This window comes from Opitutia bacterium KCR 482 (assembly GCA_029269845.2).
In the GTDB taxonomy this organism is placed as follows: domain Bacteria; phylum Verrucomicrobiota; class Verrucomicrobiia; order Opitutales; family Intestinicryptomonadaceae; genus Merdousia.
Genome location: CP149973.1, coordinates 177,316 through 197,543, shown reverse-complemented (window position 1 = coordinate 197,543; position 20,228 = coordinate 177,316). Strand labels below are relative to the sequence as shown.

Annotated in this window: 15 protein-coding genes, 1 tRNA gene and 1 riboswitch; of the genes, 6 read left to right on the top strand and 10 right to left on the bottom strand. The window is 55.3% G+C overall.

The window, feature by feature from the left end; translation table 11 throughout:
- Nucleotides 1-12: 12 nt before the first annotated feature.
- On the bottom strand, nt 13-2,760 hold the full coding sequence (locus P3B99_000840; protein WYJ07674.1) for a family 78 glycoside hydrolase catalytic domain: 2,748 nt from the start codon (nt 2,758-2,760) through the stop codon (nt 13-15).
- A 201-nt stretch (nt 2,761-2,961) separates the two neighbouring features.
- On the opposite strand from P3B99_000840, the gene P3B99_000835 reads away from it, so the two are divergent.
- Both P3B99_000835 and P3B99_000830 read left to right on the top strand, forming a co-directional pair.
- Nucleotides 2,962-3,939: a helix-turn-helix domain-containing protein gene (locus tag P3B99_000835; GenBank protein WYJ07673.1), complete on the top strand. Its 978-nt coding sequence runs from the start codon at nt 2,962-2,964 to the stop codon at nt 3,937-3,939.
- Between the two features lie 110 nt (nt 3,940-4,049).
- Nucleotides 4,050-5,096, top strand: a complete 1,047-nt coding sequence (locus tag P3B99_000830) for a class I mannose-6-phosphate isomerase (GenBank protein ID WYJ07672.1) — start codon at nt 4,050-4,052, stop codon at nt 5,094-5,096.
- A 161-nt stretch (nt 5,097-5,257) separates the two neighbouring features.
- Here the strand turns inward: P3B99_000830 and P3B99_000825 are convergent, their stop codons facing one another.
- From P3B99_000825 to P3B99_000800, 6 genes are all read right to left on the bottom strand, one after another.
- Entirely contained in the window at nt 5,258-6,496 is a 1,239-nt protein-coding gene (locus P3B99_000825; protein ID WYJ07671.1) for an FN3 domain-containing metallophosphoesterase family protein, read from the bottom strand.
- A 159-nt stretch (nt 6,497-6,655) separates the two neighbouring features.
- A complete protein-coding gene (locus P3B99_000820; protein WYJ07670.1) occupies nt 6,656-7,633 on the bottom strand; it encodes a hypothetical protein in 978 nt (325 codons plus the stop codon).
- Between the two features lie 2 nt (nt 7,634-7,635).
- Nucleotides 7,636-9,627: a TonB-dependent receptor gene (locus tag P3B99_000815; GenBank protein ID WYJ07669.1), complete on the bottom strand. Its 1,992-nt coding sequence runs from the start codon at nt 9,625-9,627 to the stop codon at nt 7,636-7,638.
- A gap of 84 nt (nt 9,628-9,711) precedes the next feature.
- Nucleotides 9,712-10,695, bottom strand: coding sequence for a DUF4465 domain-containing protein (locus P3B99_000810; protein ID WYJ07668.1), 984 nt, complete (start codon nt 10,693-10,695; stop codon nt 9,712-9,714).
- A gap of 135 nt (nt 10,696-10,830) precedes the next feature.
- Nucleotides 10,831-11,016, bottom strand: a riboswitch (cobalamin riboswitch).
- Nucleotides 11,017-11,285: 269 nt separating this feature from the next.
- A tRNA-Pro gene (locus P3B99_000805) sits at nt 11,286-11,360 on the bottom strand.
- 190 nt (nt 11,361-11,550) lie between these two features.
- Nucleotides 11,551-12,267 (bottom strand): FKBP-type peptidyl-prolyl cis-trans isomerase, encoded by a 717-nt coding sequence (locus tag P3B99_000800; GenBank protein WYJ07667.1) that lies wholly within the window; start codon nt 12,265-12,267, stop codon nt 11,551-11,553.
- A gap of 177 nt (nt 12,268-12,444) precedes the next feature.
- On the opposite strand from P3B99_000800, the gene P3B99_000795 reads away from it, so the two are divergent.
- The 4 genes from P3B99_000795 to P3B99_000780 are packed head-to-tail and all read left to right on the top strand — an operon-like array spanning nt 12,445 to nt 15,077.
- The gene (locus tag P3B99_000795) at nt 12,445-12,723 is read left to right on the top strand and encodes an acylphosphatase (GenBank protein ID WYJ07666.1); all 279 of its coding nucleotides are present in this window, start codon (nt 12,445-12,447) and stop codon (nt 12,721-12,723) included.
- A complete protein-coding gene (locus P3B99_000790) occupies nt 12,720-13,556 on the top strand; it encodes an ABC transporter ATP-binding protein (GenBank protein ID WYJ07665.1) in 837 nt (278 codons plus the stop codon). Before P3B99_000795 ends, P3B99_000790 begins: the two co-directional genes overlap by 4 nt.
- Nucleotides 13,553-14,347: a hypothetical protein gene (locus tag P3B99_000785; GenBank protein ID WYJ07664.1), complete on the top strand. Its 795-nt coding sequence runs from the start codon at nt 13,553-13,555 to the stop codon at nt 14,345-14,347. Before P3B99_000790 ends, P3B99_000785 begins: the two co-directional genes overlap by 4 nt.
- A 1-nt stretch (nt 14,348) precedes the next feature.
- A complete protein-coding gene (locus tag P3B99_000780; GenBank protein ID WYJ07663.1) occupies nt 14,349-15,077 on the top strand; it encodes a tetratricopeptide repeat protein in 729 nt (242 codons plus the stop codon).
- Nucleotides 15,078-15,197: 120 nt separating this feature from the next.
- Here the strand turns inward: P3B99_000780 and P3B99_000775 are convergent, their stop codons facing one another.
- The 3 genes from P3B99_000775 to thrC all read right to left on the bottom strand — a co-directional run bounded on the left by P3B99_000775 (nt 15,198) and on the right by thrC (nt 20,135).
- Nucleotides 15,198-17,072, bottom strand: coding sequence for a lysophospholipid acyltransferase family protein (locus P3B99_000775; protein WYJ07662.1), 1,875 nt, complete (start codon nt 17,070-17,072; stop codon nt 15,198-15,200).
- 34 nt (nt 17,073-17,106) lie between these two features.
- Nucleotides 17,107-18,681, bottom strand: coding sequence for a citramalate synthase (cimA, locus tag P3B99_000770; GenBank protein ID WYJ07661.1), 1,575 nt, complete (start codon nt 18,679-18,681; stop codon nt 17,107-17,109).
- 92 nt (nt 18,682-18,773) lie between these two features.
- Nucleotides 18,774-20,135 (bottom strand): threonine synthase, encoded by a 1,362-nt coding sequence (thrC, locus tag P3B99_000765; protein WYJ07660.1) that lies wholly within the window; start codon nt 20,133-20,135, stop codon nt 18,774-18,776.
- Nucleotides 20,136-20,228: the final 93 nt, after the last annotated feature.

The window sequence follows — 20,228 nt, the reverse complement described above, 5'->3', positions numbered from 1 at the left end:
GGCGTTGCGAATCTATTTCGCGATTTCGACCCTGTGCGAGCCGCTCGCGACATTCTTTATCACGAGCGAATCTACGGGCTTGCCGTCGAGCTTCGCCTTTGACGCGTCGGAGCACGGAAGCTCTATCGTGCCCGTGGAGTTAGGCGGAATTGCGATGTCCCACACAAGCCCGTTCGGGGTTTTGCGCCACGAGCTTTCCGCCTTTCCGTTGGGGGTGATATGGAAAGTTTTTGCGTAGCTTAGCGAAACGCCGTCGAGCTTCGGGGCAAAAATTATGTTCCTGAACGCGGGCGCGGATTCGTCGAGCCACAGCCCGCCGATGTATCTGTAAAGCCATTCGCCAATCGCGCCGTACGCGTAGTGGTTGAACGACATGTCGGGCTCGCCCGCCCATGTTTCCCAAATGGTGGTCGCGCCGTTGTCTACGGCGTAGAGCCACGAGGGCATTGTGCGGTTCGTCATCAGCCTGAACGCAATGTCGTTGCGCCCGAAGCGCGAGAGCGTTGGGTTGAGCAGCGGAGTGCCGAGAAAGCCCGTGTTCAGCTGGTAGCCGTCGGCGGCTATTCTTTCGACAAGCTTTGCAAAGCACTTTTCGCGCAGGGCGGTGTCTCTTATTATGTCGTTCGAGAGCGTCATCAGATACGCCGTTTGCGCGTCCGAAACAACCGAGCCGTCGGGCGACACAAAGCGTTTGATGTACGCGGCGCGGACGTCTTCGGCGAGTTGCGCGAACTTGCGCGAATCCTCCGCCCTGCCCAAGACCGCCGCCGTTTTCGAGAGAATGTCGGCTGTACGGACAAAGTACGCCGTGCCGATGAGGTCGTCGGGGGTGTCGGGCGCGTAGCGTTTGCCGTGCATGCGCTTTTTGGGCTTCGGGTTGGGTTGAAGCCAGTCGCCGATTCCCCTGTTGGGAGCTATCAGCCCGTCGGAATTTTTCTGCTGGTAGAGCACCCATTTGACCATGCCGCCGTAGTTGCGCTCCAAGATTTTTTTGTCGCCGTAGAAAAGGTAGACGTCCCACGGCGCGGTGACGCCGCAGTCCGACCACCCCGGGGTTGCGTACAAATACTTCGGCAGATTCGGCGCAAAGTACGGGTAGATGCCGTCTTCGCCCTGCGCGTCGATTAGGTCGGTCGTCCACTTGACGAAGAACGCGTCGAGGTTCATGTTGTAAAGCGCGGTTGACATGAACACCTGCACGTCGCCCGTGAAGCCCATGCGCTCGTCGCGCTGGGGGCAGTCGGTGGGGGTCGAAAAGAAGTTGCTGCGCTGTCCCCACTGGATATTGCTTTGCAGTCGGTTTATGAGGGGGTCGGAACACTCGAAGCCGCCAGCCATTCGCGCGGCGGTGCGGAGCGCAAGACCCGCAATGTGTTCGGGTTTAAGCTCGAAGTCTGCGGGCAGCCCGCTAAGCTCCAAATATCTGAAACCGTGGTATGTGAAGGCGGGCTCCCAAACGAAGGGTTTTCCGTTTGAAATGTAGACGTCGGTCGATTCCGCCGAGCGGTAGTTTTCGGTGTGGAAAGAGCCGTCGGGCTTCAAAATTTCGGCGCAACGCACTTTGATTGACGTGCCCGACGGAAGCGACGGGAAGTTCAGGCGTTCTATGCCTGCAAAGTTCTGCCCGAAATCGACAATGAAAACGCCTTCGCCCGTCTTGCGAATCGACACGGGTTTGAATGTGTCGGTGCAGAGAATCGGCTCGCAGCGGCGCGGCTCGATGAGCGGAGTTTCCGAGCGTTGTTCGACAGCGGGCTTGCGCCACGAGGAGTCGTCGAAATCGGCGGAAACCCACGCGCCGAACTCGCGGCGGGCGTCGTATTTTTCGCCGTTGTAGATGTCGGCGTCGAGCCTCGCGCCGTAGGAGAATTTCCACGAAGCGTCGCTGAGCAGGGTTTCGAGTGTGCCGTCGGCGTATTCGATTTCGAGCTGTAAAATGAAGTCGGGCTTGTAGCGGTTGAGCGACGTGCGCCCTTTTAGCTGGTAGCACCACGCCTGAATGCCGCAATACCAGCCGTCGGCAAGCTCGACGCCGATTGCGTTCGCGCCGCGTCTGAGGTTTTCGGAAACGTCGTAGCTTGTAGACTGGACGCGTATCGGGTACTCGGTCCAACCCGTGCACCAATAGTCGTCGCCGATTTTCTCCGAATTGACATGCGCCTTTGCAATCCCCCTGCACGCGAGGTAGAGGCGCGCCTTTTTGACGTCCTTTTTCAGCACGAAAGTCTTTCTGAAATAGGCCGGCGGAACGTTGCGGTATTTCAGAACGCCCTGACGCTCCTGAAAGTCGAACTTTCTGTCTGCGGCTTGCGGCTCGTCGGACGACGACAGCCAGCTCGCCCGCCAGTCGGCGGAGTCAAGCCCCGCCTCGAAATGGTTGACGGCAGACCACGCGCTCGGCTTGCCGTCGGCGTTCCAGAAGCGGACTTTCCAGTAAAGCTTTTCGCGCGACTTCACGCTTTTGGGGAACGGCACTTTTATATTTTGCGCCGATTCAACCTTGCCCGAATCCCACACAACGGATTCCGCCGACATCGACGGCTCGCCCGCAACAACAATCCGATAGGCGGTCTGGCGTTGCCCGTCGCCCGCAGGCAAACGCCACGAAAACGACGGCGATTCAAGCGAATAGCCGAGCGGGTTTTCGAAAAATTCGCCGACAGTCAAATCGGTCGGCGCGCCCGCCGTGAAAACGCCCGACACGCACGACGCGCAGGCAAGCGCAAATGCCCCCGCAAAGATTGCATAATATTTCTTCATATAGATGCCTTTTTTACAACAAAACGGGGCATTCCTCCGCCCCCGTTAATTTGCGTTCAATTCTGCCATGCGCCCCGAACGCGTCAACACATTAATCATACAAATCCTACAAAAAACAAAGTTCTATGACGCCGTTTTCATATGCTCCCGCAATGCGGCAAGCCCGCGATTCGGTCGGAAGAAAATATTTTCTTGCGGTGAATGGCGATTTTGAAAATAGTCGCCCTCATGGAACAATCGGAACAATGCGGCGGCAAATACGTCTGGCAATACGGCGGAGACAACGACCTCTTCCGCTGGACGGAACGCTCCACAAACGTGTACCTCGAAGGCTCGCCGCTGTTGATGTCCGACTCTTTCCTGAAACGCGATGCGGGGCGGCATATAAAGCGTTCCGAGAAACCGGTCCCCAAGTTTTTCGAACGCTGCGGAATCATGCGAATAGGCTTCTCGAACAAGGCGCGCGGCTACTGCCAAATAATAAGCAGGCAGCGTTTCATAACATTGTTTGTTGTGGAAAGCGGAAATCTAATATTCTCGGGCGGCGGCAAAAAAGGCGTCCTCGCCCGCGGGGACGTTTTGATTGCGCCGCCCGAAACCGATTTGCTTCAAATACGCGCCGAAAAAACCGACGCCTCGATTCTCTGGGCGCACATCGCCCCCGACTGGCTCGACGAAAGCCGCGCCGAAATATCCGTAAAAAAGTCCCCTTCCGACTCCGAAACCCTGCTCGCCCTTGCTCACGCCTACGAGTGCGAACTTTTCAGAGGCAGACAGTCGCCGTCCGTTCTTGCAAACACCGCGCAGTCGATAACCGAAATCATGCGCAGAATCGCCTGCGGCTCGCCCTCCCCCGACGCAAAAGCGGGCAAAATCGAGACGGAGCTTGCAAAAATTTCGGCGGGAAAAGCGCGTTTCCGCTCGGCGGCGGCGACGGCGAAATCGCTTGCAGTTTCGCCTGACACTCTCGAAAAATTCTGCCGCTTGAAGTACTCGCTAAGCTTCGCGAAACTTTCGCTCAAACTGCGCCTTGACGGCGCAATGCAAATGCTAAAAAACGGCGCGGGAGTCGCCGAAACGTCGAAGAAATTCGGCTACGCAAACCAGTACGCGTTTTCGCGCGCGTTCAAGCGGCATTTCGGGACAACGCCGTCGGCGGCTCGTCGGGAAAAGGGTTGAAGTCGCCCGTTCGGCGCAAATTCCGCATACCACATCGGCGGGCGCATACCATTTATTTTTATGGCGCGAAATATCCGAAACCGATAGACTTGCGGGCGAAGTTTACGCGCATGAAATACGAAATAGACTCCCCGATTTTTTTCAAACGCAACAGGGTTTACCGCCTTTACAGCGGCGGAAAACTCTTCGGAGATTTCTTCGGCGACGAGGAAGTCGATGGGCAATATCCCGAAGAATGGGTTGCCTCCGCCGTGAAATCCATAAAGCCCAACCGCCCGCCGAACGAGGGAATGTCGGTTGTTGAGGGAACGGACATTGCGCTTGCCGAGCTTCTCGAAACGCGCGGGGAGGAAATTCTCGGCGGCGCGGAAGATTTCGGCGTGCTCGTGAAAGTGCTCGACAGCGCAATCCGCCTGCCGTCGCAGGTTCACCCCGACAAGCCGTTTTCGAAAAAATATTTCGGCAGCGGCTACGGCAAAACCGAGTCTTGGCTTGTGCTCGGCGTCCGCGAAAATCCCAAGCTGTATTTCGGCTTCAAGGAAAAGATGACGCCCGAAGAGTTTTTGGAGCGCGTAGACGCCGCCGAAGAAAAGCCCGAAGAGTTCGAAAAGCGCATGAACGCAATTACGCCGAAAGTCGGCGACGTGTTTCTGATACGTCCGAAAATCGTCCACGCAATCGGCGCGGGCTGCCTGATTTTGGAGGTGCAGGAGCCGACGGACTTCACGATTATTTCGGAATCGTGGTGCCTCGGCAGGAAAATCGACGACACCACGCGCTTCCTCGGCTTGGACAAAAAGGCGGCAATGGAGTGCTTCGACTTCGATACATTCGGGAGCGACGCCGTGAAAAAATGCGCCATGACGCCCCGCACACTGCTCGAAAAAAACGGCGTAAAAATCGAGCGGCTGATAGGCTACGACGACACCCCGTGCTTTGCCGTAAACCGCTTTCGGCTCACCGGCGCGTCGGCGGTTTTGCCCTCCGCGCCCGCAATCTACATAGCAACCGACGGAAGCGGAGAATTGTCGTGGGGTTCGAAATCGCGCAAATTCGCAAAGGGAGACTATTTTCTGCTGCCGCACAAGTTGAAGGGTCGGATTTCAGTTTCGGGAAATATCGAATTTGCCGAATGCCTTCCGCCGCGCTCCGAGTAAATGCCCGAACGCGCGAACGTAAAAATCGAGTCGCAAAAACGGTAGAGCTGGAAAGCCCGACCGTTTTTTTGCGGAGTCCGCGCCCGCCTGCGCTTGCTTTCTTTTCGTGGACGACGGAAGCGACGGGAATTGCGCCGCCTCCCGCAACTCGGAGTTCCGGTTTACTTGACGTCGAACACAAGAGTGTCGCGAGCCTTTTCGCCCTTTTCGTTGACAAACGCCACTTCGATTTTCCTTTCGCCCGCTTTTACATTGAGCATTTCCTTGTTCGAATTTACGATGTTCGGCACGTTAATCAAGTTCGACGGCGCGTAGAATTCGTGCTTGTGCAGATGCCCGCTCAAAATCAGCGAGAATCCCGCGCCGTTGATTGTTTCGGCAAAGTGCTTCTGGAAGTGCTTTGAGCCGTGCCAATTCCCCCACGCGGGCGGAATGTGCGAAATCAAAATCTTCACGGGAGCTTCCCTAAACTCTTTTGACGCCACAACTTGCTTGAACCACTCGGCTTGGCGTTCGCGGAAGCTGTCGAAGTCGGCGCGGTCGAAATACTCGATGTCGCTGTCAGGCTTGTCCTCGCCCGAATCGAGAACGACGAACATTGCAGGCCCAACCTTGAACGTGTAGTATGTCTTGTTTGTGTCGGTCGGGAAGTATTCGAGAATGTCCTTTGCCATCGCCCCGCGCGTCTCGTGGTTGCCGCGGGCGTAGAACATGGGAGTCCCGTTTGCGCAGAACGCGGCGAAGTCGTCCACGAACGACGAAAGGAAGGCGTCGCGCGAGACGATGTTCGAAACCATGTCGCCGTTTAGCAACAGGAAGTCCGTTTTTTCGGGGACGACGGAGAGCATGTTTTTAATGTATTTTACGCGCTCGTGCGTGTCGTTCAGAACCGAGAATCTGATTTCCTTTTTTGACGAGCCAAGCGTCCTGAATTTAAGCGGATCTTTGCGGTATACCCTCGTGGAGGCGGTGAAGCCGTAGTACGTTGCCTCGCCCTGCTCGAACATCACTTTTTTTGAAAACACCCTGTAATTGTAGAGGGTGTCGGGGTTCAGACCGTCGATTTTCACGGCGTGCAAAGTGCCCGCCGCCTTTTTTCCGAGCGGCGACTGATAGAATTTTTTGCGTTCCCTTTCGTAAAAGTGCGAGCCGTCGTCGGGCGCGACTTCCACCCACGAGACGGCGTCGCAGTCGGTCGTCCACAGGACGATTGCGCTTGCGTCTGTGAGCGAATGCACCCACGGGCCGTGCGTAATTTTAATGCGCCTGAAATCCGCCTTTGTCATTTTGTTTCCGCCGTCGGCCGGCGCGGAAGCGGCCTGCGCCCCGAAGCACGACAGCGGGAAAACGCCCGCAAACGCCGCAATCAAAACGATTTTTCCCAATCCTTTGACAGTCATAATACCCCTTTTTAGATAACAACAGATTTAAAAATTCGATGTTAAAACATACTCCGAGCGTGTCAAACAAAAACGCGTTTTACATCCGCGCCGCCCGTGTTTGCATAAAAAAACGGAGCTTCGGGACGCGCCCAAAACTCCGTTTTCGGAAAAGGCTTGCTATGCGCGTTTTCTTCTTGCGAACGCGGCGATCGCAAGCGACGCAACCGCGAATACCGCGCAGGTCGAGGCGGGTTCGGGAACCTGATTGAGCACGCCGATTGCGTTCAGGTCGAAGCCGCCGCTTTCGGAAGTCGGGTACGGGTCGTAAATCGGGTTGCCCGCGCTGTCCACGCACGAGCCGTCGCCTACGATGTCGTCTATTTTAATGTAGTTGATTTCGTTAATGTCTATCAATTCGAAAGACTCCATGATATGCTTGGTGTATTCGAGCGAAAACGCGCTGTTATTGATAACCGAGTCCGTTTCGGGGTCGTAGTGCGCTTTCGCGTAGTTGTAGGCGAATTCAAGCTCGGAGAGGTCGAAGCCGTGCCCGAATTCGTTGACGTACTTCGACGCCAGATTGTAGACGTATTCGGGATAGTTCACGTTGTCGTACGAGCCTATCGGGTCTCCGCCTACATAGAAATTCGGGAAGGTCGCAAAGTTTATGCCGTCCGTCGAAACGCTGACGTATGCGAGTTCAAGGAATCCCGCGTTGACCGCGTTTTCGAAAACCGCAAAATCGAATCCGCCCCCGTTCGTGATTGCGCGGTCGAAAGTCATTGTAATAGAGCCGCCGTCGCCGAGCGAAACAATATGGTAAAGCGAGCTTGCGTCTGGGTCGTAGTTGGGCGAAGACGGGTCCGTATTGCCGTAGTCGGTAAGCCCCGCCGAGCCGAGTGCCTTTTCGGGCGTCTTCCATTTGTCGATTACGTTTGCTCCGTAGGCAAGGTCTTTGTAGCCCGTCGCCCATGCCTTGATTTTGCTGTTTCTCCAAAAGACCTCCGACGTTTTCGAGGCGTCTTCGCCCGCCGCTCCGCAATACTGAATGCCGAAGTCGTCGATGGTGTAGCTTTCGCCGTTTTGCGGAATGTAATATTCGCCCGCCGATAGCAGCGACGGTATTATGGATAATATTGCAAGTGTCTTTTTCATCTTTAATACCTTATTTTAATTCCTATTTTGAAAGTTCTACCCGCGCAGAAATAGTATTTGTTTGAATATGCGAAAACCGCGTATTTTTCGTTGAAGACGTTTTCGATTGCCCCGAAGAGCGAGGCGTAGTCGCAAAGGGTCAGGTTTGCAAGGAGGTCGAAAGTAAAATAGCCGTGAACGCTTTGCTGGACGTTCCGGAAGTCGTCGCCCATGACCTGCGGGACGGACCAGTTGCCGCGGGCGGTGATGTCGAGCCGTTCGAGCGGCTTTGCCACGACCCCCGCCGAACCCGAAAACGGCGAGACGAGCGGGATTTTTTTGCCGTCGTAAATTCCCCCGCAAAAACGCGCATCCACCGCCGACATTCCCGCGAAGACGCCGAAATATCGGGCGTCGTACGAGACCGACACGTCCGCGCCGAGCCGTCTTGTGGGCGCGAGGTTCTCGTTGAGGTTTGTGGATTTGACGTACATGATTTCGTTGTCGAGGAACATTGCGTAGCCGCTCGCGTTTACGTTCCAGCCGCCCGAAATGAATTTGTAGCCAAGCTCGTAGTTCTGCCCAATTTCGGGCTTCAAGTCTTTGTTGAACGGGAACGACGCCGTGTCGTAGCCCTGATAGAACGCGATTTCGTCGGTGGAGGGATAGCGGTAGATTTGGTCGAAACGGGCGTAGACGGAATTTTCGGAGTCGAGCTTGTATGTCGCGCCGAACGACCCCGCAAAACCGCCCTGCCACTGGCTTTCGTCGTACGATTTATCGGGAAGGAACTGCGGCGGACGCGCTCCGACATAGCGGTATTTTTTGTAGTCGACGCTTGTGAACGAGCCTTCGGCGCGTCCCGACGCCGAGAAAATCAGGTCTTCGGAAAAATCGTACTCCGCGCCGATATAGCCGCCGATGTCGCCGCGTTCGACGTCGGCGGTGTCGGGTTTTTGCAGCCCATAGCGAGAGAAGCGGAGGGAGTCGAAATCGATTTTGGTGAAGTCGGAGTCTATGCCCGTATAGAAAGTCCAGTCTTCGAATTTGTCCAGCTCGAAGCGCGGCGAAAGCGTAAAAGTAAGCTGGTCGTTGACTTTTTGCGTTTTGATGAGAGCGTTCGGCTCTTCGATAATCCTGTTTCTGAAATTCGCGCCGAACTGGACTTCCCCCCTGCCCGCCGACGACTCCGTTTTGAGGGTCGCCGCATAGACTCCGCCCTTGTATTTATAGAGCATTTGGAGGTCCGCCTTGCGGGGGTCGTCCTCCCAATTTCCGCCGCTTGCGTATTCGGTTTCGGAGAGCGAAAAGTTGCCCGTGAGTTCGAGCTTTATCGAATCCGTAATGTCCATTCCGACAGCCCCGTTTACGGTGTCCGCCCACGAGCGCGAATTTTCGCGGTAGCCGTCGTTGTTGTAGCGGTTGACGTCGAGGTTGTAGAGATAGTCGCCCGCGCTTCCCTTGAAGGCGGCGTCCACGTTGTACAAGCCGTACGAGCCAATCATGCCGTTTACTTCGAGCGTGTTTTCGGGCGCGCCCTTTTTCGTGTTGATTTTTACGACCCCCGCGATTGCGTTGTTGCCGTACATCGCGCTTTGCGAGCCTTTCAAAATCTCGATGCTTTCGACGTTGGAAAGCGGCACTTGCAGCCAGTTTGTTTCCGACATGTCGGCGCGGTTGTACCTCTGCCCGTCCACGAGCACAAGCACGCGCATTTGCGAATTTTCGCCGAAGCCGCGCATTGAAATATTGCTGTTCGACGAATCCCCCGTGTAGCTCATGAAGCGTATATTGCCCGTGCGCTGTAAAAGTTCGGGAACGGTAATAGCCCCGCTTTTTTCGATTTGTTCGGAGGTGATTACGGTCGAATTTACGGGCTGGTCGAGCGCGTCGGTTTCGAAGCGGTACGCCGTTGCCTCGACGGGTTCGAGCATTTGCGGCTCCGCGCAAAACAAAACGAGCGGGAACGCTACAAACGCCCCCGCAAACGCGGTTTTTCCGATAAAGTCAAACATTCTTCTGTTTTTCTATTTTATAAAAAAATGGAAAGCGGGGCGCAAGCCGAAAACGAAAAAAAACGGCTTGTGCCCCGCTATTTTTTATTTGCGCAAAGACCTGCGGCGAACGGCGAACGCAAGCGCGATTATTCCGAAGAACATTGCGTATGTCGCGGGTTCGGGTACGTTCAGGAGAATATTGTCGAAGGCAAAGTATGCGGGCGAAGTCATGCCGTATGTGTTGCCGAACGAAGAAATAATCTGGAAGTCGAGCCCGATAAGACCGTCGGTCGCGAGGTTCGACAAGTCGAGCGTGCCCCAATCGGCGCAGAGGTAGCCGTAGGAGGCGAGCACGAAAGTCGCGGCGTCGTCAAGCGGCGTAAGCTCGCCGTTTGTGTCTATGCCGCGAACGAGAACTGCAATGAACGCGTCTTCGGTGTTGAACACGCTGTTGTATGTGATTTTCCCGTTGTCGTCGGTCGTGTAGCCCATGTTGCTGGCGGAGTCGGGCGAGCCGAAGATTTTTCCGTTAACGGCGGTGTTTGTGATGTCGATTGACTTGACATTGTAAACGTCGTCGAATGTCAGCTGATATTCGCCGGCAAGCGTGGAATAATATTCCCTGCCCTTGTAAGTCTGCTTTTGCGCAACATAATTGGAGTCCGCAACGCTTCCGAAAAATACGCCGTACTGCGACGAACCGCCCGCGCCGCCGCCCGTAATCGAGCAAAGGTCGTTCGCGTAGGTTGTGTCGGACTTGTTTGTCGAATTCGAAAGCAAGAATCCGCCCGCATTATAGTAATTATAATTATACGATGTTGTCTTGAAATGCAGGCCGCTCGTGATTTTTCCGAAATTCCATTCGAAGCGCCCGACGCTTTCGGGCATCTTTTGCCACGACGAAACTTTGCCGCTCGAAGAGGGCTTCCAAGTATAGTAGTCTTCCCCGCCGTATACGGAGTAGTCAACGCCTTCGTAGTTCCAGTCGCCGCGAAGAGAAACGTCTTCGAACGAGATTGTAGCCGCATTTGCTGAGGCCGCGATGAGCGCGCCGCAAGCGAGTATTGATGTTAATTGGTATTTCATAGCTTGTCTTTTCCGTTGGTTGCCCCGCGGAGAAAACCGTGAAGCCCGAACGCGAAAAGACTGCGGGGCAAACAAAAAAATAAAAAGCCCCGCGGAAACATCGCGACAAGCCCTCGGAAATCCTTGCGCGGGAATCAAAGGGTGAATCTTTCAGACTCGTCTTCTGGCTTGTGTCCCCGCGCAAAACGCCTTCCCGCTGTTGCAGTGGCAAAATGTTTAGCGCGAAACGGACACTTACAGCGGCGCGACCGCGCCCGATTCTCACGGGCTTCCGTTTGTCTGAAAAATGTCGTAGGCGGAATCGAAATCCACCCTGTTAAATGAACTGTTAAGACAAAAAAATTATGCGCGGAAATTTGTCAACCGTTTTTTTTTCGCCGAAAATGCGGAACGTTGCGGAACATTTTTTTTTGCGACAATAAACGCAAATAATTGTAGGAACTTTCAACGCGCGGGATTTGTTTTGGCGCAACGATTTTTGAGGCAGAGCGCAGACACAAGAAAACCTGCTGGTCGTGGCGTACTTGGGTACGCGAGAGTAGCAGGTTTTTGAAGTGGCGGCGCTCTGACCGAAAAGCGTTTGCCAAATGTCGGGCGGGTGGGATTCGAACCCACGACCCTCTGGTCCCAAACCAGATGCGCTAGCCAGGCTGCGCTACCACCCGTACAAAATATTCGGAAGATAATTTGAATTGCGTCGAAAATGTCAAGATATAACGCTTCCCGTTTTTATTTTGCAGCAAGTTTGCGTTTTCCTGTGGGCGCGTTTGCGGAATTTTGCGGCATTGCGCCGCCGCCGCGAAACAAAAAAACCGCCCCGATTCAGGAGGCGGTTTCGAAAAAAAATCTGTCGCGCTATTTTGCGGCGGGAGCGGCGGGAATCTTCGCGGGCGCGGAATCTACGTCGATAACTTCGACTTCGAAAATGAGCGTCGAGTTGACGGGGATTCCGGGGACGGGCTGGTTGCCGTAACCGAGCTTTGCGGGAATGTGCAGGCGAGCCTTGCCGCCTTTTGCCACTTTCTGCAAGCCTTCGCGGAAGCCGGGGATTACCTTTGAAAGGTTGAAAGTTGCGGGTTTGCCGCCCGCCTTTTCGGTGGTGTCGAAAACCGTGCCGTCGATGAGTTTGCCCGTGTACTTGATTGTAACGTCGGAGTCTTCCTTAGCCGTCGGGCCGTCGCCCTTTGCGATGATTTCGTACGCAAGACCGCTCTGGGTTTTGTTGACGCCCTCTTTCTTTTCAAGCTCTTTCCAGTATTCTGCGGCGACAGCTTCCGCCTTTGCGGCTTCCTTTGCGATGTTCGCTTCGGCGCGCGCGCTCAGGTATTGGAGCATTTTCGGGCCGATTTCCTGAATGTTTTCGGGCATTTTCTTGCCTTCGAAAGAGTCTTTCATACCCGCGACAAAAACGTCGAATTCGGCGGGAGTAAGTTTGAGGTCGGAAAGTCCGTTGCGTTCGAACATCATCATGCCGAAGGTCTTGATGTATTCGTCGTTCGTATTGTCGGCGGCGTATGTTGCCGACGTAAGCGCGGCGAGCGCCGCCATTGTCGAGATGAATGTCTTTTTCAATTTAGTTCTTTCTGTTATAAATTAACGTCGGTTTACAAAATGTAATCGACGACTTTTAAGACAAATTAAATATGCCGGCGTTCCAAAATTCAAGCGCAAAATTTCCCCCCGCGCCGAACTGCGGTTTGCGGCGTAAAAAAAGTTGCAAGCCCGCCGACTATATGAGATGAAACTGCCATGGCGGAAAAACACAGATTGCAGATTTGGTACACGGGGCGCGTTCAGGGCGTCGGGTTCAGATACAAAACTACGCAGATTGCGGCGGGCTTCGACGTGTGCGGCTTTGTGGAAAATCTCGATGACGGGCGCGTGCACCTGCTTGCCGTCGGGGACGAATCCGAAACGCGGGCGTTTGCCGACGAAATCGCGAAAGTCATGCGCGACTTCATTAAATCGACCGACGAACGCGCCGACACCGCCGACGTTTCCTACAAGGGATTCGAAATCAGACTATGAACGCAATAGAGATAAAAAATCTCAAAAAATATTACCGCTACGGCATACGCGGAATCGGCGTGTGCGCCCTCGACGGCGTGTCGTTCGACGTTGCGGAAGGCGAAGTTTTCGGGCTTGTCGGGCCGAACGGCGCGGGCAAGAGCACGACTATTAAAATTCTGCTGGGGCTACTCAGGCAAAATTCGGGCGAATGCAAAATTCTCGGCAATCCGACAAGCCGCGCTACAAAGCGCGAAGTCGGCTACCTTCCCGAAAACCCCTATTTTTACAAGTTCCTAAGCGGGCTTGAGCTCGTTTCGTTCTACGCCGAACTTTGCGGGCTGGGAAAAAAAGCCGCCCGCGCCGCCGCAGAAAACGCGCTCGAAACTGTCGGGCTTTCCGACGCCGCAAACCGCCCGCTTTCCCTCTATTCAAAGGGAATGGTACAGCGGGCGGGGCTTGCGCAGGCGATTGTCCACAACCCGAAAGTCGTCATTCTCGACGAGCCCGCGTCGGGGCTCGACCCCGTTGGAACGTCGGCGATGGCGGAAATCGTCGTGAAGCTCAAAAACGCGGGCAAGACCATTCTTTTGTGCTCGCACATGATGGGCGAGGTCGAGCGGCTGTGCTCTCGTGTGGCTGTCCTTAGCGCGGGCAGAATCGCGGCAATCGGCGAAATCGACAAACTGCTTGAAATCGGCGGGCGCACGAGCCTCGACATCGACGGCGCGGACGCGGAGGGGCTTGCGAAAATAGCAGCCTTCGCCGAGTCGCTCGGCGCGAATGTCGTGAAAAAATCGGCGTCTAAAATTTCGCTCGAAGAATTTTTCAAAAAAACCGTGGAGGGAAAATGAGAAACGTCTTTTTGATTTCGGCAAACACTCTGCGCGAGACGCTCAGGCAGAAGCTGATGATTCTTGTGGCGCTCGTTGCGCTCGCGCTCGTGCTCTCCTCGAAATACCTGCTGTCGCTCGACCTCGGGCACGAACAGCTGCGCTTTGTGTTCGACTTCGGTTCGGGCGCGCTCGGATTTTTCGGCTCGATTATCGCGGTCGTCGCCACTTGCCAGATTTTCCATTCGGAGCTTGAAAACAAGACGGTCATCACCCTGCTCTCAAAGCCCGTCGGGTACGCGCAGTTTGCGGCTGGAAAGTTTCTGGGCGCGGCGGCGGCTCTCGCGCTTTTCGCCGCAGTAATCGCGGCGGCGACGTGCCTTATGCTTTTCATCACGCGGGCGGGTTTCGGAGAGGCGGCGGAGCGACTTTCGGGGGGGCTTGAAACAAACTATGCGGGCGTCTGCGCGTACGCGTTCGCGCAATGGTGCAAGCTTTGCGCGGTTGCGGCGGTTGCGGCGTTCGTGTGCTCGGTGTCAACCTCCCTGCTCTTCTCGGCGGTAGTGTCTTTCATGGCGCTTGCGGTTTCGACCGCGGGCGAAATCACGCTCTGGCTCGGCGGAAAGACGGAGGGCTTTGCAAAAATCGCCTCCTATGCTTTTCCCGATTTCAACATGTTCAACGCCCTCGAAAAGTTCGCGTTTGCGCCCGTCGACTGCGGCGCGTTCGCGGCTGCGTTAGCCTATGCCGCGGCTTATTCTGCGGCGGCGATTGCGGCTGCGGCATTCGCGTTTTCCAAAAGGGAATTTTAGCATGTTCGAGAAAACGCAGATTTTCCTCTTTGCGGCGGCGGCATTCGGCGCGGCGGCGATTGCGGGCATGCCAGTAAAAAACGCGATAGCTGTCGGCGGCGAAACGCTTTCTGCGGAATCGCTCGGAGGCGCGGGCGGCGGCGCGCTCTGGGGAATACTCGGCGGGTACCGCTCCCTTGTTTCGGACTTCGCGTGGATAAAGGGCTACATAGACTGGGAGAAAAAGGACGTCGCCGGTTGCATGGCGGCAATCGACCTCGCCACAAAAATAGACCCCTCCATGATTACGTTTTGGACTCAGGGCGCGGCGATGATTGCATTCGACACCCCCCACTGGCTTCTTCAAAAACTGCCGCCAAAACAGCGCGACGAATCCGCCCTGCGCCTGCTGAAAAAGCGTCAGGCGGCGATTGCGCTGAAACTTGTCGAGCGCGGCTTGAAGCTGCACCCCGACAGCGAGCAGCTCTGGCTGCAAAAAGGGCAAATAGCAATTTCAATCGGCGACAACAAACTTGCGGAAGAGTGCTACGCGCGGCTTGCTACGCGCCCCGCCCCCACCGTTTACTCGCGCAGAATTTATGCGTCGCTGCTTGCAAAAAACGGCAAGTTTCAAAAGTCGATAGATGTTTTGGAGTCGGTCTTGGCGGAAACCGACGCCGACTCTCCCCTAAAAAAACTTCTGGAAGACCAAATTGCCCGCACGCGCCTGATGCTTAAAAAGACGCAATAAAAAAGCGTCCGAATGTTCGCGGACGATTCACGGTTTTCGGGGAATACGGGCGGAAATGCCCTCCCGCTTTTTAGTATGCGCCTGCGCCGCCCGCGATTTTGCGGCGGAGCTTTTGCGCGGCTATTTTTCGGCTTGGCGGGCTTCGAAAAGCTCGGTATCCAAGCCGTGGTGTTTGCGGTATTCGACCGCCTGCTTGTCGCCCATGTAGGATTTCAGCAGTTTGGGGTCTACCCGCAGCATGTCCACCATGATAAGTCCGTCTATGCACGAGCCGAAATCGGGGTCTACGTTGAACGCCAGCAGTTCGCCGTCGAGCTTCAAGTAGTGTTTGAGCAGCGTCGGGATTCCCTTGTTGTCGATTTCCACTTCCGAGACGAGCGCGGAGATGTGGTCGATGTCGTGCGCGCCTTCAAGCAGAGCCTTTTTGTCGATGTTTTTCATCTTCACTTTCGGCGGCTTTTTTGCCTTGACGAATTTTGCAAGCTCTTCCGAAGTTTTGCGCTCCGACAGGAACTGAACCATCAGGTCTTTCGAAATCGAATTGTAGTGGGTGCTTATGCTGACAGGCCCGTAGAGCGTGCGGTAGTGGGGGTTGCGGTAGAGGTATTCGCCGATTCCCCTCCACAGAATCGCGAGCGTCGAGCGTTTTTTCTGGTACTCGCTCGCGATGAACGACCTCCCCATTTCGAGCGCGGGGTTGATTCTGTCGATAAGTTCGCGCTGAATTTGGAAGAGCGTCGACGCGTACAGCCCCTGCACGCCGAGCGAATTCATGATTTTATCGGTGCGCCCTATTCTGTATGCGCCCGCGATTTTCCTGTTTTCGGCGTCCCACATGAACATGTGGAGGTAGTACTGGTCGAACTCGTCGTTGTCGACGCTCTTGCCCGAGCCTTCGCCGACTTCGCGGAAAGTCTTTTCCCTGAGCCGCCCGATTTCCAGAAGCGTCCACGGAATCTGCCACGCCTCGGCGCAGAATACCGAGATTTTCCCGCCGCGAATCATGCACGCCGACTGCGGAAGCGCGCCTATTTCCTTCGCCATTTTGTCGGGGTCGATTGGCAGGATAAGCTCCTGCATTTCCCTGTGCATAATCGGGAAGATTTTTTCTATGCTGCGCTGGATAATCTGCAACTGTGTGGGGTTCTGTTTTTCGCCCTTGTTGTTGCGCCCGCCCAAGACGTACGAGTTTATGCGAAGCCACGACGTCAGCTCGTCGTCGGTCGGAAATTCGGGAAGTTTCCGCGCCGAAATCACGCCGCCCACTTTCATCTTGATTTTCCTGCGTTTCGCCACTCCGAACATTTCGCGGATTAGCAGCATTGTGCGCAGGCGCGGGTGGATAAGACCGGCGATATAAAACAGCCACGAGTTGCGCCCCTCAAAATAGACGGGCAGAATGTTCGCGTTTGTGCGGCGGGCGATTTGCGCGATGTTCGTGTTCCATTCGGGGTCGCTAATGCAGCAGTCGCGGAGGTGGATGTGCGAAACCGTGCCCGACGGGAAAGTTCCCACGCAGCCGCCGTTTTTGAGGTGGCGGATTGTGTCTTTCATCGACGACACGTTTTGCGCCGTCGCCGCCTTGCCGCCGAATGGGTTTACGCAAATCGACCACTCCTTGATTTCGGGCATTTTTGCGAGAAGCCCGTTGACGATTACCTTTGCGTCGGGACGCGCCCGCAGGAGCACCGCGCCCATTATGATTCCGTCGATTCCGCCGAGCGGGTGGTTCGAGACAACCACGAGCGCGCCGTCTTTGGGGATTTTCTTGAAGTCGTCGTCGTCGATTTCGTAGTTAATTCCGATAGCCTTGATTGCGCGTTCGTAAAAGTTGCCCGACGTGTGTCTTTTGAGAAAATCGTATGTCGAGTTCAGCTTTGTGATGCCGAGAAAGCCCTCGAACGGCTTTTTTATAAAGCCGTAGAATTTTTTGAGGGTTTTGTTCGAGATGGCCGAGCCAATATCGACGACTTTGTATTCTTCGTTTGAATCCATCGGGAGCTTATGTTGGCACAAAAAATCGAAGAAATCAATCCTCTTCCGAAAGTTTGAATTCGACTGCGTCTTTGAGCGCCTCCCACGAGGCTACGATGATGTTGTCGGACGCGCCGACCGTGCCCCAGACGCGCTTCGAGTCTTTCGACTCTATCTGCACGCGCGTGATTGCGTTTGCGCCCGCGCCGCTGTCGATTATGCGCACTTTGAAGTCGGAAAGCTCGATGTCTTTTATTTGCGGGAATTTTTCGACCAACGCCTTGCGGAGCGCAAGGTCGAGCGCGGCGACAGGCCCGTGCGCCTCGGCGACGGTGTGTTCGATAGTGCCGCCGATTTCGAGCTTCACCGTTGCCTCCGACTTCGTGATTCTCGCAAATTCGTCGCGCTCCACAATGACCCTGTACCCGCGCACCACAAAGTGGTCGCTGTGTTTTTTCAGGAATTTCGAGAGGAGAAGCTCGAACGACGCGTCCGCCGCCTCGTACTCGTAGCCCCTGAATTCGAGGTTTTTAAGCTCGTCGAGGAACTGCCCGATTACCGGGTCTTTCGAGTTTACGTCAACGCCCATGTCGCGCGCCTTCATCATGACCGACGCCCTGCCCGACATGTCGCTTACAAGCACGCGCGTGCGGTTGCCCACAAGCGACGGGTCGATATGCTCGTAGCTGCGCTTTACCTTGTTTGCGGCGTCGGCGTGCACTCCGCCCTTGTGCGCGAAAGACGACGCGCCGACGTATGGCAGGCGCGTGTCGCTTCTAAGGTTCGCCATTTCGTCGAGGAACAGCGAGAGGTCGCGCAGTTTTGCGAGGTTTCTTGCGCAGTCAACATTCTCGCCCATTTTCAGAACGAGGTTCGGGATAATCGTGCAGAGATTTGCGTTTCCGTTGCGTTCGCCAAGCCCGTTTATCGTGCCCTGAATCATGGTTGCGCCCCTGCGGACGCCTTCGAGCGAAACCGCGACGCCCAGTCCGCAGTCGTTGTGGCAGTGCACGCCCACGGGGATTCCGTCCATGTGGGCTACGACCTTTTCGACAATCGCGCCGAATTCGTCAACCATCGTGCCGCCGTTTGTGTCGCAAAGGCAGACGAATGCCGCCCCGCCGCGCTTTGCGGCGTCGAGGGTTGCGAGCGCGTATTCGGGGTTGTCCTTGTAGCCGTCGAAGAAATGCTCGGCGTCGTAGAAGACCGTTCTGCCGTGCGACACGAGGTACGCCACGGTTTCCTCAATCATTTTGAGGTTTTCCTCGGCGGTGGTTTTTATGACCTCTTCGACGTGCAGAAGCCACGTTTTGCCGAAAATCGTTATGACCGGCGCTTCCGATTCGAGAAGCAGCGCAACCTGCCTGTCGTCCGCAACCGCGGTATTCGCCCTGCGCGTCGAGCCGAACGCCGCGATTTTTGCGTGGGCAAGTTTGAGGCTTTTCGCCTGTTCGAAAAACGCCATGTCGCGCGGGTTCGACCCCGGCCAGCCGCCCTCGATGAAGTCGAAGCCGAACTTGTCCATCTTTTCGGCGAGTCGTAATTTTGCCGTGACGGAAAGCGAAACGCCTTCGCATTGAGTGCCGTCGCGCAGTGTTGTATCGTATATGAAAATTTTATTTTTGCCCATAGTTTTTTGGCTTTTGACACTATTTTTTTTCGCGGCGCAATCCGCCGCCGTTTGGGAGTGAGGAAACGCCCGCCCGCCTTGCATCGGACGGGCTATCTAATGCCTTTCGCCTCTATGTATGCGCGGATTTTCCCCGCGTCGGCGTCGGAAATTTCCTTTACGATTTTCCTGTCGAGAAGCTTTTCGAGCGACTCCGCCGTCGGGTGAATCCCCAGCGTGTCTTCTATGAGCTTAGGGAATTTCGCCGCGTGCGCCGTCGAAAGCACAACCTTTGTTCCGCTTTCGGGCAGGTCTTTGAACGCGCACGCCGTGTGCGGGTCTATGACAACGCCGTACTTTTTGTATATTTCGGAAATCGTCGCCGCAATCTCTTCGTCCGACATTCTCGACGCGCTGAATTCGCCCGCCTTGAAGTCTTCGAAAAACCACTTGCCGTCGCGCTTGAACGCCGACATTATCTCGCGGACTTTTTCTGAGTCGCCGCCCGTGAAGTAGTAGATGAAACGCTCGAAATTCGACGCAACCTGAATGTCCATCGACGGCGCGTAGCTTGGCGCGACCCCCGAAAGCTCGTAGACGCCCGAATTGAAGAGGCGGCAGAGAATGTCGTTGCGGTTTGTCGCAACCCTGAACCCCGCTACGGGCAAGCCCGCCTTGTGCGCAAGCCAGCCCGCGAACACGTTGCCGAAATTGCCCGTGGGCACTACAAACGTGATGCTTTCGCGCTTTTGTTTCGGCAGGCTAAGCCACGCGTAGACGTAGTAGACGCACTGCGCGAGAATTCGCGCCAAGTTGATGGAGTTTACGGCCGAAAGATTCCACTTTGCCTTGAAATCCAAATCGCCGAAAAGCCCTTTTACAATCGCCTGCGCGTCGTCGAACGTGCCGCGGATTGCAATCGGGAAAACGTTTTCTGCCCCCGTGCACGCCATTTGACGTTCCTGCAAGGGCGAGATTCTGCCTTCGGGATAGAGTATGAAAATGTTTACGTTTTTCTTGCCCAAAAGCCCGTTGATTGCGGCACTGCCCGTGTCGCCGCTCGTCGCGCCGAGCACGTTGATTTTTGCGCCGCTTTTCGAAAGCAGATATTCGTACAGGTTCCCCACGAATTGGAGCGCGAAATCCTTGAACGCAAGCGTCGGACCGTGGTAGAGTTCGAGCAGATAATGCGATTCGTCGAGCTTCGTAAGCGGGGCAATGCGCGGGTCGTCGAATTTTTTATACGACGCGTCCACGATTTTTTTGAGGTCGGCTTCGGGAATGTCGTCGGCGAAGATTTTTAGGAACTCGAAGCACACTTCGGGGTACGTCAAGCCCTCCCACGACGCCAGTTTTCCGGAAATGTCGGGAATCGACGCGGGAACGTAGAGGCCGCCGTCGGGCGCAAGCCCCTCGGAAACCGCTTCCGAAAACGCCAGTTTTTTGCTTTGTCCGCGTGTGCTTATGTATTCCATTTCAAGCCTGTCTGTTCTGTCTTTTTTATAGGCAATTTGCGCCGCGTTAACGGCGCATTGCCTTGGTCCGAAACATTTTTTTCGAACGCAAAA

Bases quoted from the DNA above. Each gene is read 5' to 3' on its own strand.
- P3B99_000825 (WYJ07671.1), bottom strand. From the start codon at position 6,496: ATGACTGTCAAAGGATTGGGAAAAATCGTTTTGATTGCGGCGTTTGCG.
- P3B99_000795 (WYJ07666.1), top strand. From the start codon at position 12,445: ATGGCGGAAAAACACAGATTGCAGATTTGGTACACGGGGCGCGTTCAG.
- P3B99_000810 (WYJ07668.1), bottom strand. From the start codon at position 10,695: ATGAAATACCAATTAACATCAATACTCGCTTGCGGCGCGCTCATCGCG.
- P3B99_000785 (WYJ07664.1), top strand. From the start codon at position 13,553: ATGAGAAACGTCTTTTTGATTTCGGCAAACACTCTGCGCGAGACGCTC.
- P3B99_000815 (WYJ07669.1), bottom strand. From the start codon at position 9,627: ATGTTTGACTTTATCGGAAAAACCGCGTTTGCGGGGGCGTTTGTAGCG.
- cimA (WYJ07661.1), bottom strand. From the start codon at position 18,681: ATGGGCAAAAATAAAATTTTCATATACGATACAACACTGCGCGACGGC.
- P3B99_000830 (WYJ07672.1), top strand. From the start codon at position 4,050: ATGAAATACGAAATAGACTCCCCGATTTTTTTCAAACGCAACAGGGTT.
- P3B99_000775 (WYJ07662.1), bottom strand. From the start codon at position 17,072: ATGGATTCAAACGAAGAATACAAAGTCGTCGATATTGGCTCGGCCATC.
- P3B99_000835 (WYJ07673.1), top strand. From the start codon at position 2,962: ATGGCGATTTTGAAAATAGTCGCCCTCATGGAACAATCGGAACAATGC.
- thrC (WYJ07660.1), bottom strand. From the start codon at position 20,135: ATGGAATACATAAGCACACGCGGACAAAGCAAAAAACTGGCGTTTTCG.
- P3B99_000820 (WYJ07670.1), bottom strand. From the start codon at position 7,633: ATGAAAAAGACACTTGCAATATTATCCATAATACCGTCGCTGCTATCG.
- P3B99_000780 (WYJ07663.1), top strand. From the start codon at position 14,349: ATGTTCGAGAAAACGCAGATTTTCCTCTTTGCGGCGGCGGCATTCGGC.
- P3B99_000840 (WYJ07674.1), bottom strand. From the start codon at position 2,760: ATGAAGAAATATTATGCAATCTTTGCGGGGGCATTTGCGCTTGCCTGC.
- P3B99_000790 (WYJ07665.1), top strand. From the start codon at position 12,720: ATGAACGCAATAGAGATAAAAAATCTCAAAAAATATTACCGCTACGGC.